The 15,001-nt window shown below is 69.6% G+C and carries 15 protein-coding genes and 1 tRNA gene; 5 read left to right on the top strand and 11 right to left on the bottom strand.

Translation table 11 applies throughout. The features are described from left to right. Nucleotides 1-15: 15 nt before the first annotated feature. The 3 genes from DYS74_RS06200 to DYS74_RS06190 are packed head-to-tail and all read right to left on the bottom strand — an operon-like array spanning nucleotide 16 to nucleotide 2,867. Nucleotides 16-633, bottom strand: a complete 618-nt coding sequence (locus tag DYS74_RS06200) for a glycosyltransferase family 29 protein (protein ID WP_121531959.1) — start codon at nucleotides 631-633, stop codon at nucleotides 16-18. Then, nucleotides 630-1,667, bottom strand: a complete 1,038-nt coding sequence (locus DYS74_RS06195) for a glycosyltransferase family 4 protein (RefSeq protein ID WP_121531958.1) — start codon at nucleotides 1,665-1,667, stop codon at nucleotides 630-632. Before DYS74_RS06195 ends, DYS74_RS06200 begins: the two co-directional genes overlap by 4 nt. A 9-nt stretch (nucleotides 1,668-1,676) precedes the next feature. Continuing rightward, nucleotides 1,677-2,867 carry an MFS transporter gene (locus DYS74_RS06190; RefSeq protein ID WP_121531956.1) on the bottom strand — a complete coding sequence of 397 codons (1,191 nt, stop codon included), beginning with the start codon at nucleotides 2,865-2,867 and terminating at the stop codon, nucleotides 1,677-1,679. A 106-nt stretch (nucleotides 2,868-2,973) separates the two neighbouring features. Here DYS74_RS06190 and DYS74_RS06185 point away from each other — a divergent pair, with 106 nt between their 5' ends. The 4 genes from DYS74_RS06185 (at nucleotide 2,974) to modC (ending at nucleotide 5,944) form a co-directional block, all read left to right on the top strand. Further along, nucleotides 2,974-3,357 carry a winged helix-turn-helix domain-containing protein gene (locus tag DYS74_RS06185; protein WP_121531954.1) on the top strand — a complete coding sequence of 128 codons (384 nt, stop codon included), beginning with the start codon at nucleotides 2,974-2,976 and terminating at the stop codon, nucleotides 3,355-3,357. A 64-nt stretch (nucleotides 3,358-3,421) separates the two neighbouring features. After that, a complete protein-coding gene (modA, locus tag DYS74_RS06180) occupies nucleotides 3,422-4,162 on the top strand; it encodes a molybdate ABC transporter substrate-binding protein (RefSeq protein ID WP_121531952.1) in 741 nt (246 codons plus the stop codon). Nucleotides 4,163-4,166: 4 nt separating this feature from the next. Then, nucleotides 4,167-4,862 (top strand): molybdate ABC transporter permease subunit, encoded by a 696-nt coding sequence (gene modB, locus DYS74_RS06175; protein WP_121531951.1) that lies wholly within the window; start codon nucleotides 4,167-4,169, stop codon nucleotides 4,860-4,862. Continuing rightward, on the top strand, nucleotides 4,859-5,944 hold the full coding sequence (modC, locus tag DYS74_RS06170) for a molybdenum ABC transporter ATP-binding protein (RefSeq protein WP_121531949.1): 1,086 nt from the start codon (nucleotides 4,859-4,861) through the stop codon (nucleotides 5,942-5,944). Before modB ends, modC begins: the two co-directional genes overlap by 4 nt. A gap of 60 nt (nucleotides 5,945-6,004) precedes the next feature. Here the strand turns inward: modC and DYS74_RS06165 are convergent, their stop codons facing one another. The 7 genes from DYS74_RS06165 to DYS74_RS06135 form a co-directional block, all read right to left on the bottom strand. Beyond that, complete coding sequence (locus tag DYS74_RS06165; RefSeq protein WP_121531947.1) at nucleotides 6,005-6,484, bottom strand: Hsp20 family protein; 480 nt, start codon at nucleotides 6,482-6,484, stop codon at nucleotides 6,005-6,007. A 160-nt stretch (nucleotides 6,485-6,644) separates the two neighbouring features. Next, nucleotides 6,645-7,424, bottom strand: coding sequence for a trypsin-like serine peptidase (locus DYS74_RS06160; RefSeq protein WP_121531945.1), 780 nt, complete (start codon nucleotides 7,422-7,424; stop codon nucleotides 6,645-6,647). Between the two features lie 59 nt (nucleotides 7,425-7,483). Then, complete coding sequence (gene glcF, locus DYS74_RS06155; RefSeq protein WP_121531943.1) at nucleotides 7,484-8,767, bottom strand: glycolate oxidase subunit GlcF; 1,284 nt, start codon at nucleotides 8,765-8,767, stop codon at nucleotides 7,484-7,486. Continuing rightward, the gene (locus DYS74_RS06150; protein ID WP_121531941.1) at nucleotides 8,767-9,837 is read right to left on the bottom strand and encodes an FAD-binding protein; all 1,071 of its coding nucleotides are present in this window, start codon (nucleotides 9,835-9,837) and stop codon (nucleotides 8,767-8,769) included. The genes glcF and DYS74_RS06150 overlap by 1 nt, the downstream gene beginning before the upstream one ends. 11 nt (nucleotides 9,838-9,848) lie before the next feature. Continuing rightward, complete coding sequence (locus DYS74_RS06145) at nucleotides 9,849-11,330, bottom strand: FAD-linked oxidase C-terminal domain-containing protein (RefSeq protein WP_121531939.1); 1,482 nt, start codon at nucleotides 11,328-11,330, stop codon at nucleotides 9,849-9,851. A 152-nt stretch (nucleotides 11,331-11,482) separates the two neighbouring features. After that, nucleotides 11,483-11,557 (bottom strand) — tRNA-Val (locus DYS74_RS06140). Between the two features lie 19 nt (nucleotides 11,558-11,576). Next, nucleotides 11,577-12,062 carry an HU family DNA-binding protein gene (locus DYS74_RS06135; RefSeq protein WP_121531937.1) on the bottom strand — a complete coding sequence of 162 codons (486 nt, stop codon included), beginning with the start codon at nucleotides 12,060-12,062 and terminating at the stop codon, nucleotides 11,577-11,579. Between the two features lie 71 nt (nucleotides 12,063-12,133). Between DYS74_RS06135 and DYS74_RS06130 the strand changes: the two genes are divergently transcribed. After that, nucleotides 12,134-12,352: a hypothetical protein gene (locus tag DYS74_RS06130; protein ID WP_121531935.1), complete on the top strand. Its 219-nt coding sequence runs from the start codon at nucleotides 12,134-12,136 to the stop codon at nucleotides 12,350-12,352. A 94-nt stretch (nucleotides 12,353-12,446) separates the two neighbouring features. On the opposite strand, the gene lon is transcribed toward DYS74_RS06130, so the two are convergent. Beyond that, the gene (lon, locus tag DYS74_RS06125; RefSeq protein ID WP_121532064.1) at nucleotides 12,447-14,861 is read right to left on the bottom strand and encodes an endopeptidase La; all 2,415 of its coding nucleotides are present in this window, start codon (nucleotides 14,859-14,861) and stop codon (nucleotides 12,447-12,449) included. Between the last annotated feature and the right edge of the window lie 140 nt (nucleotides 14,862-15,001).

The raw sequence follows: 15,001 nt of genomic DNA, 5'->3' as shown, positions 1-15,001 counted from the left end.
GGAAGCGATTTGCGCTCAAATCACGCGGCTGATGCGCGAATCCCGCGCCATCAGATCCGCGACAAATCGCGCCTCGGCGGAAAAGTCATGCGGCACCTGCTCGGCCGTGCGCCGGCCGGAGAGCGAGAGCGAGGCGAAGAAGTCGAAGCCGAAGAGGGTGAGGCGCGACAGCTCCGAGCGCGCGAAAAGCTCGATCAGCATCGCCCCGGTCGTCGGTTGCGCGTCCAGCCGTGCCTTCAGCCCGGCATAGTCGGCGCGCGGATGCAGGTAGAACCCCGGGCTCGTCGCCGTTTCCCAGTCGAGCCGCTTGCGCTTGTGGCTCATCCACAGATAGCGGCCGGGATGCAGACGGGCGCGGTCGGCGGCCGGCAGCGCGGTCGCGAGCGCCAGCCAGTCGGTGCGGGTGCCGTGGCTTTGCGCCGCGGGCATCGGCGCGCGGTTGATCCGCACCACGAGGTCATGTCCGTCGATCGCCGCGCCGTGCTGCGTCCCGGCGAGCGAGCGCGCATTGCCGACAAGCGCCACCGAACGGCCGGCAAGCGCGGCCAGCAGCGCCGCCTGCGGCACCGACAGCGCGGCAAGCGGCGCCTCGCGGCGCAGGGTGCGGGCGAGAAGGAAGCCGAGCCGGGTCATGCCAGCAGGTCGCGATAGAGCGCGACCAGCGCCGCGGCCTCGGTCTCGATGCGGAAGCGCGCCTCGACATGGGCGCGGGCGGCCTCGGCCGCCGCCGCGCGGCGGGCGGCATCGTCGAGGAAGGGCGCGCAGGCGGCGGCCAGCGCCGGGATGTCGTCCGGATCGACCAGCGCGCCGGTCTCCGGCGTCACGATCTCCTCGAAGGCGCCGACGCGGGTCGCCACCACCGGCACGCCGCAGGCCATCGCCTCGAGCGGGGTCAGGCCGAAGCCCTCCCACCGCTGCGGCGCGACGTAGAGGTCCAGCACGCGATACCAGTCAGCCATCCGGTCGACGGTGACCTCGGGCGGGAAAAGGATGCGGTTTTCCAGCCCTGCCTCCTTCACCTTCGCCTTCAGCCCGTCGAGGAAGGCCCCCTGCCCCTCGGTCGCGCGGCCCATCACCAGGGCGGTGACGCCGGGCCGGGTCGGCAGCAGCGACAGCATCGCGCCGACGAAGGCATCGGTGCCCTTCTGCGCGCGGATCCGGCCATAGCAGCCGACCAGCACCCCCTCGGGCAGGCCGAGCCGGGCGCGCAGCGCGGCGCGGCTGCGCGGCGGGGTGAAGCCCTGGGTGTCGATGCCGTGCAAGATCACATGCGCCGGGCGCTCGAGATAGGCCGCAGTGCGCGACGAGGTGGCGACGACGTCGTCCATCTGCCCGATCAGCCATTTCGTATAGCCGGTGTGGCGGCGCTGGCTGGCCGAGGTGAAGAGAAGTTTCAGCTCCATCCCGAAGAGGCGTTTCAGCGCCAGCCCCAGCAGCATCTCGGTGTTGCGCCGCGCGTGCCAGACCCGGCGCCGGCGCGGCAGCAGCGGCAGGCGCCAGACGGGCACATGCGGCAGCGCGGCGGGCAGGCCCGGGCCGGTGGTGACGATGCCGATCATCCGCGCCTGCACCGGCACCAGCCGCGCGATGGTGGCGGTGACCCCCGACAGGCGGCGTTTCAGGTTCGGTGCGATGACCTCGATCGGGTCGGGAAGGGACGTCTTCATGCGGTCTTTCTAGTCGAGTGCCACGGGCTTGTCTGCCGCGAAGAGATAGAAGGCAAGCGAGAGCACCAGCGGCACGAGGAAGAACAGGAACAGCATGCCATAGGCGAAGGTCACATCGCCCCCGGCCGAGGCCGCGCGGAACAGCGGCGCGGTGCCGAATTGCGCCACCGCGATGCCGCCGATCGACATCAGGTTCAGCACCGTCATGCCCCGCCCGACCAGATGCGCCGGGAAGAAGGCGCGGCCATGCGCCATCAGCACCGGGTAGGAGCTGCCGAAGAACCCCACCGCGGCCAGCGCCACGGCGCCGCCGACCAGCGACATCCCGGGCATCGCGACCAGCACGGCGAGCGCCAGGCACAGGCACAGGTTGCCCACCAGAACCACGCGCTTGTGGCTGCCAAGGATGCGGTCGGCCGGCCCGTAGACGAAATTGCCCAGCACCATGGCAAGGCTCATCGCCAGCGTGACATGGCCGATGGTCAGCGCATCGGCGCCATGCACCTCGCCCGCCCAGGGCCCGGCCCAGAGGCCGCGGATGCCGGCCGAGGCGGCATTGTTGGTGAAGGCAAGCGGCAGGATCAGCAGGAAGCCCGGATTGCGCAGCACGTCGAGAAGCGAGCCGCGGCGGGCGTCATGGCCGCCCTCGCGTGCCGGGTCGCGCGCAAAGATCGCGAGCCCCGCCGCGACGACCAGCGTCGCCGCCATCAGCCCCCACATCACCGCGCGCCAGCCCCAGGCCTCGACCGCCGCCGCCATCGGCGCCGCGCCGAGGATGTTGCCCAGACTGCCGCCGCCCAGAAGCGCCGCGGCCAGGATCGAGAACAGCGCCGGGCGGAAGGCATGGGCGACGACGTAATAGCCGGCCATCAGCACCGGCGAGCAGCCGAACCCCAGAAGCGCCATCGCCAGATGGATCTGCACCGCCCCCTGCGCCGTGGCGAAGAGCGCCGCGCCGCCGGCGCCGCCAAGGCCCAGAAGCAGCGCCGTCGTCATCCGCGGCCCGAAACGGTCGAGCGCGGTGCCCACCGGGATCTGCATCGCCGCGAAAGCCGCGAACCAGAAGCCGAGCGCCAGCGCCAGCTCTTCGGCGCTGATCCCGAGATCCGCCCCCAGAACCGGCGTCAGCACCGCCAGGAACACCCGGTAGAACTGGCTCAGCACATAGGCGGCCAGCAGAAAGACGATGGTCATGCGCATGGTTTCCTCCCCCAGCCCGGCGAGGCTGACCGATGCCGCCGCGCGGTGCAAGGGGGCGGCTTGCCTGCACGGGCCGAACGCGACAGGATGGACACAGGAGGAGCCCATGGACCTGACACGCGCCACGCTGCGGCTTTATTACGGCAAGCTGGTCTTCGGGCCGGGCAAGGCCGACCTGCTTCAGGCGATCTCCGAGGAGGGCTCGATCTCGGCCGCCGGGCGGCGGATGGGGATGAGCTACAAGCGTGCCTGGTCTCTGGTCGAGGAGATGAACGACGCCTTTGCCGAGCCCCTGGTGCTGAGTGCGCGCGGCGGCGCGCACGGTGGCGGCGCGCAGCTGACTGCCACGGGTCAGGCGGTTCTGGCCGAATATCGCGCCCTGCTCGCCCGACTTCTTGCGGACGGCGCGGGCGAGATTGCGGCGATCGGCGCACGGCTGCGCGACGGCGCGGCAGAGGCCCAGGAAAGGGATATTCCCGATGAGAAATAACGCTTGCCGCCAGCCGCGAGCGGTGGTTATGGTCGCGCAAACATAACGCGACCCGGAGGTCCCCATGCGTCTCGCATCCCTCGCCCTCGGCCTGCTGCTGGCCGGCGCGACCCCTGTTCTTGCTGCCGATCCGGTGATCTTCGCCGCCGCCTCGATGAAGACCGCGCTGGACGAGATCGCCACCGAGTTCACCGCCGAGACCGGCACCAAGCCGGTGATCTCCTATGCCGGGAGTTCCGCGCTGGCGAAGCAGATCGACGCCGGCGCACCCGCTGACATGTTCATCTCGGCCTCGGTCGCCTGGATGGACGATGTCGAGAAGGCCGGCATGGTGCTGCCCGACAGCCGCAAGGACCTGCTCGGCAACACGCTGGTGCTGGTCTCGGACAGCGAGGCGCCGGTCGATCTGCCCAAGCTGCCCGAGGTGCTCGGCGATCACAAGCTGGCCATGGCGCTGGTGGATTCCGTGCCGGCGGGCCAGTATGGCAAGGCCGCGCTGACCTTCATGGGCCTGTGGGACAAGGTCGAGCCGCAGGTGGCGCAGGCCGACAACGTGCGCGCGGCGCTTGCCCTCGTCGCGACCGGCGAGGCGCCCTATGGCATCGTCTACAAGACCGATGCCGCGGCCGAACCGAAGGTGCATGTCGTCGCCACCTTCCCCGAAGACAGCCACAAGCCGATCACCTATCCTGTCGCGCTGATCAAGGACGGCCCGGCGCCCGCCGAGGCGAAGGCCTTCCTCGACTACCTCGGCACGCCCAAGGCCGTCGCGATCTTCGAGGCCCAGGGCTTCGAGGTGAAATGAGCCGGTGAGCTTTCTCAGCCCGGAAGAATGGACGGCGGTTCTGCTGTCGCTGAAGGTCGCCACGGTCGCCGTGGCGGCCTCGCTGCCGTTCGGCATCGGCGTGGCGCTGCTGCTCGCCCGCAGCCGGCTGCCCGGGCTGTGGCTGCTCAATGCGCTGGTGCATCTGCCGCTGATCCTGCCGCCGGTGGTGACGGGCTATGCGCTGCTGCTGAGCTTCGGCCGCAAGGGGCCGATCGGCGGCTTTCTCTATGACGTCTTCGGCCTCGTCTTCGCCTTCCGCTGGACCGGCGCGGCGCTCGCGGCCGCGGTGATGGGCTTTCCGCTGATGGTGCGGGCGATCCGGCTCGCCATCGAGGCGGTCGATCCGAAACTGGAACAGGCGGCGGCGACGCTCGGCGCCCCGCGGATCGCGGTCTTCGCCACCGTCACCCTGCCGCTGATCCTGCCCGGGGTGCTGGCCGGCGCGATCCTCGCCTTTGCCAAGGCCATGGGCGAGTTCGGCGCCACCATCACCTTCGTGTCAAACATCCCGGGCCAGACCCAGACCCTGCCCTCGGCGATCTATGCCTTCCTGCAGATCCCGGGCGGCGAGTTGCAGGCGGCGCGGCTGGCCGGGGTCTCGGTCGTGGTGGCGCTTGGCGCGGTGCTGATCTCGGAAGGGGTGGCGCGGCGGGTGGCGAAACGGATCGGGGGCGCGTGATGCTGGAAGTGTCACTTAGCCACGATTTCGGCAGCTTCGCCGTCGATGTCGCCTTCGCCGCGCCTGCCGGCGTCACCGCACTTTTCGGAGCCTCCGGCGCGGGCAAGACCACCGTCATCAACGCCGTCGCGGGCCTCTTCCGCCCGACGCGGGGCCGGGTCGTGGCGCAGGGCGAGGTGCTGCTGGACACAGAGCGCGGGGTGAACCTGCCCGCGCGCCGGCGCCGGGTCGGCTATGTCTTTCAGGAACCGCGGTTGTTCCCGCATCTCTCGGTGCGGTCGAACCTGCTCTATGGCGCCCGCTTCGCGCTGAAGGCCGCGCCCGGGCCGGGCTTCGATCAGGTGATCGAGATGCTCGGCATCGGCGCGCTGCTCGAGCGCCTGCCCGGCGCGCTGTCGGGGGGCGAGAAGGCCCGCGTCTCGATCGGGCGGGCGCTGCTGTCGAAACCGCGGCTCTTGCTGATGGACGAGCCGCTCGCCGCGCTTGACGCCGCGCGGCGCGAGGAGATCCTGCCCTTCATCGAGCGGCTGCGCGACGCTGGGCTGCCCGTTCTCTACGTCAGCCACGCGATCGGCGAGGTGGCGCGGCTCGCCTCGACCGTGGTGCTGCTCGATGCCGGCCGGGTGCTGGCCGCCGGCCCCGCGGCCGAGGTGTTCTCGGACCCCGCGCTGGCCCCGCACCTTGGCGGGGCCGAGGCCGGCACGGTGCTCGTCGCCACCGTGGGCGAGACCGCGCCCGACGGGCTCGTGCGGCTTGACACCGACGCCGGGCCGGTCTGGGTGGCCGAGAGCCCGGGCGCGCCCGGCACCCGGCTGCGGCTGCGGCTCCATGCCTCGGACGTGATCCTGTCGCGCGCGCGCCCCGAGGGGCTGTCGGCGCTGAACATCCTGCCCGGCATCGTCGAGCGGATCGAGCCCGAACCCGGCGGGCGCGCTTTCGTGCGGCTGCGGATGGGACGCGAGGCGGTGCTTGCCCGGCTGACGCAACGCTCGGTCACCGCGCTTGGCCTTGCGCCGGGCGTCGCCTGCCACGCGATCCTGAAGACGGTGGCGGTCAGCCGCGACGATCTGGGCGCGGGCTGACACGAAACGGGGCGCGGAGGGTCTCCCCCGCGCCCCGTCCCGTTCATCCGGGTCAGGCGATCAGGCGTTCAGCGGCTTTGCCTCGACCGTCTCGACACGTTTCGCCTCGACGGTCGCCGGGCCCGCGATCTCGATCCGGCGCGGCTTCAGCGCCTCGGGCACCTCGCGGACAAGGTCGATGTGCAGCATGCCATCGGCATGCGAGGCGCCGGTGACCTTCATGTGGTCAGCGAGCGCGAAGCGGCGCTCGAAGGCGCGGGTGGCGATGCCGCGATGCAGGAAAGTGGTCTCGCCCGCCTCCTCGGCCTTGCGACCGGCGACGATCAGCGCGCCCTCGCGCAGCTCGACGCTCAACTCGTCCGAGCCGAAGCCCGCGACGGCGACGGAGATGCGATAGGCGTTCTCGTCGGTCTTCTCGATGTTGTAGGGCGGGTAGGTCGGCTGCGCCACATCGGCGGCAAGCACCCGATCCATCATGTCGGCGACGCGGTCAAAGCCGACGGTGGCACGGTAAAGCGGCGAAAAATCAAAGGTACGCATGGGTCATCCTCACATGAGCGATGTCGTTGCGCCCGCCCCGACGGGGCCGGGCATGGGGTTCGCCGGGGCCCGTCATGGCACCCCGGTGGTGGCAATCTGGGAAGGAGAACAGCGCGTTTCAAGGCCTGCGCGCGGGGCGTTGCGGCAAAATCCGGCCCCCTCAGGGGCGGACGAACTTCGCCCCGCTGGTGCGGGTTTCCTGCGTCGCGGGGGCGGTATCGCGGCGCGCCATCGCCTCTTCGAGATCGCTGACCCCGTCGACCAGCGCACCGAGCGAGACCGGCTCCTGCCGCAGCTCGGCCTTGGCCGAGACGATCGAGACGATGCGCGGTTCGCCCTCGCGCATGGCAAAGACCGGCGCGCCCGAGGAGCCGAAATCGGCGGCGCAGTTCATCAGCACCACCCCCGCCTCGCGCTTGAGCACCTCGCAGATCGACTGCAGCGCCGGCGCTTCGGCCCGGTCATGGGCATAGGAGACGACACCGACCTGATCCCCCTCGCCCGGCGCGCGGTCGAGCGCGAAGGGCTGCACCTGCGGCAGCCGGATCGGCGCGTCAAGCTGCACGAGGGCAAGATCCCAGGCGACACGGTCGAACCGGTCGGGCCCCTGATAGAGATAGGACGGATGCGCCATCGCACGGCGCGCGCCGCGATAGGCGACCGCCCGGCCATTGCGCCAGCCGGCGCGGAACTCGATCTGCTGGGCCGGGATCATCTGCCCCGAGCGGTGATCGTAGAGGCAATGCGCCGCGGTGAGCACGAGGTCGGGCGCGATCAGCGTGCCAGTGCAGAAACTGCCCCGGCCAAGGTCAAGCCGCCCCACGGCCTCCCAGCCCCGGCTCTCCGCCCCGGTCGCCAGCAGCTTCAGCCCGCTCTCGAAAGCCGCAGCCGGCCCGGCAAGCAGGGCAAAGACGGCAAAGGCTCTGGCAAGGCGGTGCATCGGGCCTCCGTGAAAGGGCTGGGAACAAGTCCAAGTGCTAGGCGCCCCCTGCGGCGAGATTATGGCGTTTTCGAGAGTGCGCGCGGGCAGGGCCCGCCCGTCGCCCAGTCAAGCAGCTCAACCGTGTGCACCACCGGCACCTCGGTGCCCGAGCCGATCTGCAGCATGCAGCCGATGTTGCCCGCGGCGATCACCTGCGGCGCCTGCGCCTCAAGCGTGGCGACCTTGCGCCGCTTCAGCTCGGCCGAGATCTCGGGCTGCAGCAGGTTGTAGGTGCCGGCCGAGCCACAGCACAGATGGCTGTCGAGCGGCTCGACCACCTCGAAGCCCGCCGCGCGCAACAGATCCTTCGGCGCGGTCTTCACCTGCTGGCCGTGCTGCAAAGAACAGGCGGCGTGATAGGCGACGCGCAGCCCCTTCGGCGCGCCCTGAGGCAGGCCGGCACGGGCCAGGAACTCGGTCACGTCGCAGGCAAGGCCCGCGACCTGCCCCGCCTCTGCCGCCAGCGGATCGCCCCGGAACATGTGGCCGTAATCCTTCACCGTCGTGCCGCAACCCGAGGTGTTGATGATGATCGCGTCAAGCGGCCCGGCGGCGCCATAGGCGCGGATGTTCGCCGCCGCCTGCGCATGGGCCTCGCCCGCCCGGCCCATGTGATGGCTGAGCGCCCCGCAGCAGCCCAGCCCGCGCGGCACCACCACCTCGCAGCCGATCCGGCGCAGCAGGCGGATGGTCGCGTCGTTGATGTCGGTGTCAAGCGCGCGCTGCGCGCAGCCGATCTGCAGCGCCACGCGAAAGCGCCGCGTCCCTTCGGCGGCAAAGACCTGCGGGCGGTCGTTCGGGCTTGGCCGCGGCAGGCGCGCGGGCGCCATCTCGAGCATCGCGCGCAACCGCGCATCGGGCAGATGGCGGGCGAACGGCCGGGCCAGCCGCGCCGCGTGCAGCGCCAGCCGGAAGCGGCCCGGATAGGGCACGAGCTTCGCCAGCACGAAGCGCAGCGCACGCTCGTGCCAGGGCCGGCGGAAGGTGCGCTCGACATGGGCGCGGGCATGGTCGACCAGATGCATGTAATGCACGCCCGAGGGGCAGGTCGTCATGCAGGCAAGGCAGCCGAGGCAGCGGTCGATGTGGCGCGCGGTCTTCGCATCCGCCGGCCGGCCGCTCTCCAGCATCTCCTTGATCAGATAGATCCGGCCGCGCGGACTGTCGAGCTCGTCGCCCAGCACCTGATAGGTCGGGCAGGTGGCGGTGCAGAAGCCGCAGTGCACGCAGGCGCGCAGGATCTCGTTCGCGCGTGCGATGCCCGGGTCGGCCAGCTGCTCAGGGGTGAAGGAGGTCTGCATCAGCCGGCCCTTTCCGGATCGAGAATGCCGCGCGGATCGAAACGCGCCCGCAGCGCGCGGCTCAGCGCGGCGACGGCGGGCGCCTCGGGCTCTGCGCGGGGCGCGCGACCGCGCAGGCAGGTGGCGTGGCCGGTATAGGGCGCAGCGCGCGCCCGGGCATCCGTGCCCTCGGGCAGCAGCGCCCAGATCAGCCCGCCACCCCAGTCGAGCACCACCTCGCCGTCCAGCCGCGCCGCGATCGCCGCCGCCTCGGAGGGCTTCACCGAAAACCGCCAGATGTCACCCGTGCGGCCATGGAAGGGCTGCACCTCGGCCAGATCGCGCCAGATCGCGGCCGAGCCCTCGCGCTCGATCCGCGCCCCCCAGGGCGCAAGCAATGCCGCCAGCCGCCCGGCGCGATACTCGACCGATCCCGCCAGCCCCTCGAGGCGCACCACCGCCCCCTGCCCCGGCAGCCAGCCCGCCCCCGACACATCGAAGGGCGAGGCCAGCGCCGCGGCCAGCACCCGCCCGGCCTCGGAAAGCGGCACCTCGGCCCGCACCGTCGCCTGGGCAGGCGCCGCCGGCAGCAGCTTGAAGGCCACCTCGCTCAACACCCCGAGCCGACCGCCACTGCCCGCCAGCAGCTTGACCAGATCATAGCCTGTGACGTTCTTCATCACCCGCCCGCCGGCCTGCACCGCAATGCCCGCACCATCGACGAAACGCAGCCCGATCAGGCTGTCGCGGCAGGCCCCGGCCTGAACCCGCCGCGGCCCCGAGACATTCGCGGCGGCGACCCCGCCAATCGTGCTCTCCCCCGCAAGGCCCAGAAGCGCCCCCCAGCGGGGCGGCTCGAAGGGCAGGCGCTGCCCCTCGGCGGCCACCGCGGCCTCGATCTCGGAAAGCGGCGTGCCCGCCCCGGCGATCAGCGTCAGCGCCCCGGGCTCGTAAAGCCGGACGCCCGAGATCGCGACCTCGAGCCGCGCCCCGGCCCCGACCTCGCCCCGCGTGCCGCCGCCCACCACGCGCAAGGGCGCGCGCGCGCCCCGCACCGCCTCGACCAGCTCCGCCTCGCTTTCGACCCGCATCGCCCCTGCTTTCATCTTGGCCCAAATACCTCGGGGTCCGGGGCAGCGCCCCGGGACGCCCCGCCCGCGCGCCGCCCGGCACTTGCAGCGAGCGGAAACACCTTGGCCGGGTTCAACAGCCAGGGCGGATCGAAGACATCCTTCACCCGCATCTGCGCCTCCAGATCGGCGGCGGTGAACTGCACCCCCATCAGGTCGCGCTTCTCGACGCCCACGCCATGCTCGCCGGTCAGACAGCCGCCCGCCGCCACGCACAGCTTCAGGATCTCCGCCCCCAGGGCCTCGGCCCGCTCCTGCTCGCCCGGAGCGTTGGCATCATAGAGAATCAGCGGGTGCATGTTGCCGTCGCCCGCGTGGAACACATTCGCCACCTCGAGCCCGAAGTCGCGACCAAGCGCCGCGATGCCGCGCAGCACCTCGGGCAGCGCGCTCACCGGGATCGTGCCGTCAAGGCAGATGTAATCGCCCTTCTGCCCCATCGCGCCGAAGGCCGACTTGCGGCCAAGCCAGATCCGCCGCGCCTCCTCGGCATCGCGCGCCTCGCGGAACTCGACCGGATCGTGGCGCAGGGCGATCTCGCGGATCAGGCCCAGCTGCTCGGCGATCTCGTCCGGGCTGCCCTCGCATTCGACGATCAGCAGCGCCTCGCAGTCGGGATAACCCGCGGCGCAGAAGGCCTCGGTCGCCTCGATGCAGGGGCGATCCATGAACTCGATCGCCACGGGCAGGATGCCGGCGCGGATGATGTCGGCGACACAGGCGCCGGCGATCTCGTTCGCGGCAAAGCCGATCAGCACCGGCCGCGCGCCCTCGGGTTTCGGCAGGATGCGCAGCACCGCCTCGGTGACGACGCCCAGCTGCCCTTCCGAGCCGCACACGACACCAAGCAGATCAAGCCCCGCGGCATCGCAGAAGGGACCGCCCAGCTCGATCACCTCGCCCGCACCGGTGACCAGGGTGACGCCGAGCAGGTTGTTCGTCGTCACCCCGTATTTCAGGCAATGCGCGCCGCCCGAATTCATCGCGATGTTGCCGGCGATGGCGCAGGCAAGCTGGCTCGAGGGATCGGGGGCATAGAACCAGCCCTCGCCCTCGATCGCCGCGGTGACCGACAGGTTCGTGCGCCCGGCCTCGACCCGGATGAAGCGGTTCTCGAAATCGACCTCGAGCACCCGGGTCATCCGCGCGAGCCCCAGCACCACGGAATCGGCCGTGGGCATGGCGCCCCCCGCCAGCGAGGTGCCGGCGCCGCGCGGCACCACCGGCACCCCCTCCGCGGTGCAGACCCGCAACACCGCCGCCACCTCGGCCGTCGTGCGCGGAAGCACCACCGCGAGCGGCGCACAGCGCCAGGCCGAGAGCGCATCGCATTCATAGGCGCGCGTCTCGGCCGGGTCGTCGATCACAGAATCGGCGGGCAGCACCGCGCGCAGCCGCGCCACGATCTCTTGCTTGCGCGCGAGCACGCGCGCGGCTGGCACCGGCATATCCATGCGATCTCCTCCACTGGTAAAAAATTATAACCAGTTATCGCATGAATCAAGCCAGAGCGTGCAGGAACCCCAGAATGCAAGACCCCGCCGGCTGCGACGCAGCGGCGGGGTCCTGAAACGGAAACCGGCCCCACGCGGGGGCCGGAGAATTCTGGTGGGCGATAACGGATTTGAACCGCTGACATCTTCGATGTGAACGAAGCGCTCTACCGCTGAGCTAATCGCCCGGTGGAGTGGCTTCTAGCGTCACTCCTCGGCCTCTGCAAGAGGGGCCTCGTCGGTTTTTTCGCCCTTCTTGCCACCGGCTTCGATCCGCTTCAGCTTGATCTGCAGCAGATCGCCGTCCTTGCCGGCCTGCTTGGTCACGCGCAGCTTGCCAAGCGGCGGAATGGCCAGGCTTTCGCCATTGGCCAGCGCCTCGCCCAGAACCTGCAGCACGGCTTCGGTGACATCGCGCACCTTGCCCTTCTTCACCCCGGCGGCAAGCGCGACGCGCTCGACGAAGTCCTTCTTGCGGACCACGAGGCTTGCACCGGCGTCCTCCGCCTGTGCCGAATCGGCCTCGTCCGCCGCCATTTCGGCCTGCGCGTCGTCCTCGACAAGATCTTGCATCATGGAACTGGTCATCTGCGCCTCTCGCAACTGATTCGGAATAAGACTACGGTGCAAAAATACGCCGAACCAGTGCTGACGCAGCATGGCATCGGCAATTTTTTCTTGCGGCCGCGGCATGAATTCTTGACCGGGGGGAAAGTTGCCCGCAGGCTTGAGGAACTACCAGACATAGCCATCAAGGAGTTCCGATGCGCAAACTGTTTCTGACGGCTGCCGCGCTGTCTTTCGCTGCTCCCGCGGCGTTTGCCGGCGGTTACGAAAAGCCCGTGATCGAAGCCGAACCCGTGGTCGTCGCCGCGCCGTCGACCAGCAACCCGGCGCTGGTCGTGCCCGCCGTCCTGCTGCTCGCGATCGCCGTCGCCGCCGGCGGCTCGTCGAGCAGCTCGACCGGCGGTTCCGGCAGCTGATCGCTCTGATCGGATCGCCTCGTTCGGATCCGGCTGAAACGAAAACGCGCCCCTCGCGGGGCGCGTTCTCCTTTTTCCGGGGGCAGGCCCGCGCTCAATGCGCGGTGGCCACCTGACCTTCGCGGGCAGCAAGGGCCGCAGCCGCAGCAGCGGCCTCCTCGGCCTCCTCGTCCCATTCGATCGGCTCGGGCATCCGCACCAGCGCACGCGGCAACACCTCGCGCACATGGCTGACCGGGATGATCGTCAGCCCCTCTTTCACGTTCTCGGGGATGTCGATCAGGTCCTTCTCGTTCTCCTCGGGGATCAGCACGGTCTTGATGCCGCCGCGCAGCGCGGCAAGCAGCTTCTCCTTGAGACCGCCGATCGGCAGCACATTGCCGCGCAGCGTCACCTCGCCGGTCATCGCGATGTCCTTGTGCACCGCAATGCCGGTCAGCACCGAGACGATCGAGGTGACCATCGCAATGCCCGCGCTCGGCCCGTCCTTCGGCGTCGCACCCTCGGGAACGTGGACGTGGATGTCGACCTTCTCGAACTTCGTCGGCTTGATGCCAAGCTCGGGCGCGATCGAGCGCACGTAGCTCGACGCCGCCTCGATCGATTCCTTCATCACATCCCCGAGCTTGCCGGTGGTCTTCATCCGCCCCTTGCCGGGCAGCTTCAGCGCCTCGATCTGCAGCAGATCGCCCCCGACCGAGGTCCAGGCAAGCCCGGTCACCACGCCGACCTGGTCTTCCTTCTCGGCCAGACCATAGCGGAAACGCTTCACGCCGAGGTAATCCTCGAGCTTCGCGCCATCGACGGTGACGGATTTGACCGTGCCCTTCGACTTCAGGATCTCGGTCACCGCCTTGCGCGCCAGCTTGGCGATGGCGCGTTCGAGCGAGCGCACCCCCGCCTCGCGGGTGTAATAGCGCACGATGTCGCGCAGCGCCTCGTCGGTGACGGTGAACTCGGTCTTCTTCAGCCCGTTCGCCTTCGTCTCCTTGTCGACAAGGTGCTGGCGCGCAATCTCGATCTTCTCGTCCTCGGTGTAGCCCGAGAGCGGGATGATCTCCATCCGGTCCATCAGCGGTTCGGGCATGTTGTAGCTGTTCGCCGTGGTGATGAACATCACGTTGGACAGGTCATACTCGACCTCGAGATAGTGGTCGACGAAGGTGCCGTTCTGTTCCGGATCCAGCACCTCGAGCATCGCCGAAGCCGGATCGCCACGGAAGTCCTGCCCCATCTTGTCGATCTCGTCGAGCAGGATGAGCGGGTTCGTGGTCTTCGCCTTCTTCAGCGCCTGGATGATCTTGCCGGGCATCGAGCCGATATAGGTGCGCCGGTGACCGCGGATCTCGCTCTCGTCGCGCACGCCGCCAAGCGAGATGCGGATGAACTCGCGCCCCGTCGCCTTGGCGACCGAGCGGCCGAGCGAGGTCTTGCCGACGCCGGGCGGGCCGACGAGGCACAGGATCGGCCCCTTCAGCTTGTCAGACCGCGCCTGCACGGCGAGGTATTCGACGATCCGCTCCTTGACCTTCTCGAGGCCATAGTGATCGGCGTCGAGCACCTTCTCGGCGGCGGCGAGATCCTTCTTCACCCGGCTCTTCACGCCCCACGGCAGGCTCAGCAGCCAGTCGAGATAGTTGCGCACCACCGTCGCCTCGGCCGACATCGGCGACATCGACTTCAGCTTCTTCAGCTCGCCCTCGGCCTTTTCGCGGGCCTCCTTGGAGAACTTCGTGGCGCGGATCTTCTCCTCGAGCTCGTTGAGCTCGTTCTGGCCTTCCTCGCCGTCGCCCAGCTCGCGCTGAATGGCCTTCATCTGCTCATTCAGGTAATATTCCCGCTGGGTCTTCTCCATCTGCGACTTGACGCGCGACTTGATCTTCTTCTCGACCTGCAGGACGGAAACCTCGCCCTGCATCAGGCCATAGACCTTCTCGAGCCGCGTGCTGACGTCGAGCGTCTCGAGCAGCTCCTGCTTGGCCTTCACCTCGAGCCCGAGATGGCCGGCGACGAGATCGGCCAGCTTGTCGGCCTCCTGCGTCTCGGCAACGGCGGCCAGCGCCTCCTCGGGGATGTTCTTCTTGATCTTCGCGTAGCGCTCGAATTCCTCGGCGACCGAACGCAGCAGCGCGCGGATCGTCTCGGTGTCGCCCTCGGTCTCTTCGAGCACCTCGGCCTCGGCCTCGAAATAGGCGTCATTGGGCAGGAAGTCCGCGATGCGCACGCGGGTGCGCCCCTCGACGAGCACCTTCACGGTGCCGTCGGGCAGCTTGAGCAGTTGCAGGACATTGGCCAGCACGCCGGTGCGGAAGATCCCCTCCGTCGTGGGCTCGTCCACCGCCGGGTCGATCTGGCTCGCAAGCAGGATCTGGCGATCATCCGCCATCACCGCCTCGAGCGCCCGGACGGATTTCTCCCGGCCGACGAACAGCGGGACGATCATGTGCGGAAACACCACGATGTCGCGCAGCGGCAGGACGGGATAGGTGGTCGAGAGGGTCTCGGTCATCATCATTCCTCTTTGGCGAAAGGGCACCGGCCCCGCCCCTGCGGCAGCCCCGGCCCTTCCCGGTTTGACCATATCTAGGGGTGAGGCAGGCCCGCTTCAACCAGCGCACCGGCGGACCGCGTCACGTCTCCTTTACATTG

This window comes from Paenirhodobacter hankyongi (assembly GCF_003664585.1).
GTDB lineage: Bacteria > Pseudomonadota > Alphaproteobacteria > Rhodobacterales > Rhodobacteraceae > Rhodobacter > Rhodobacter hankyongi.
This window is presented reverse-complemented; position numbering and strand designations above follow the sequence as displayed.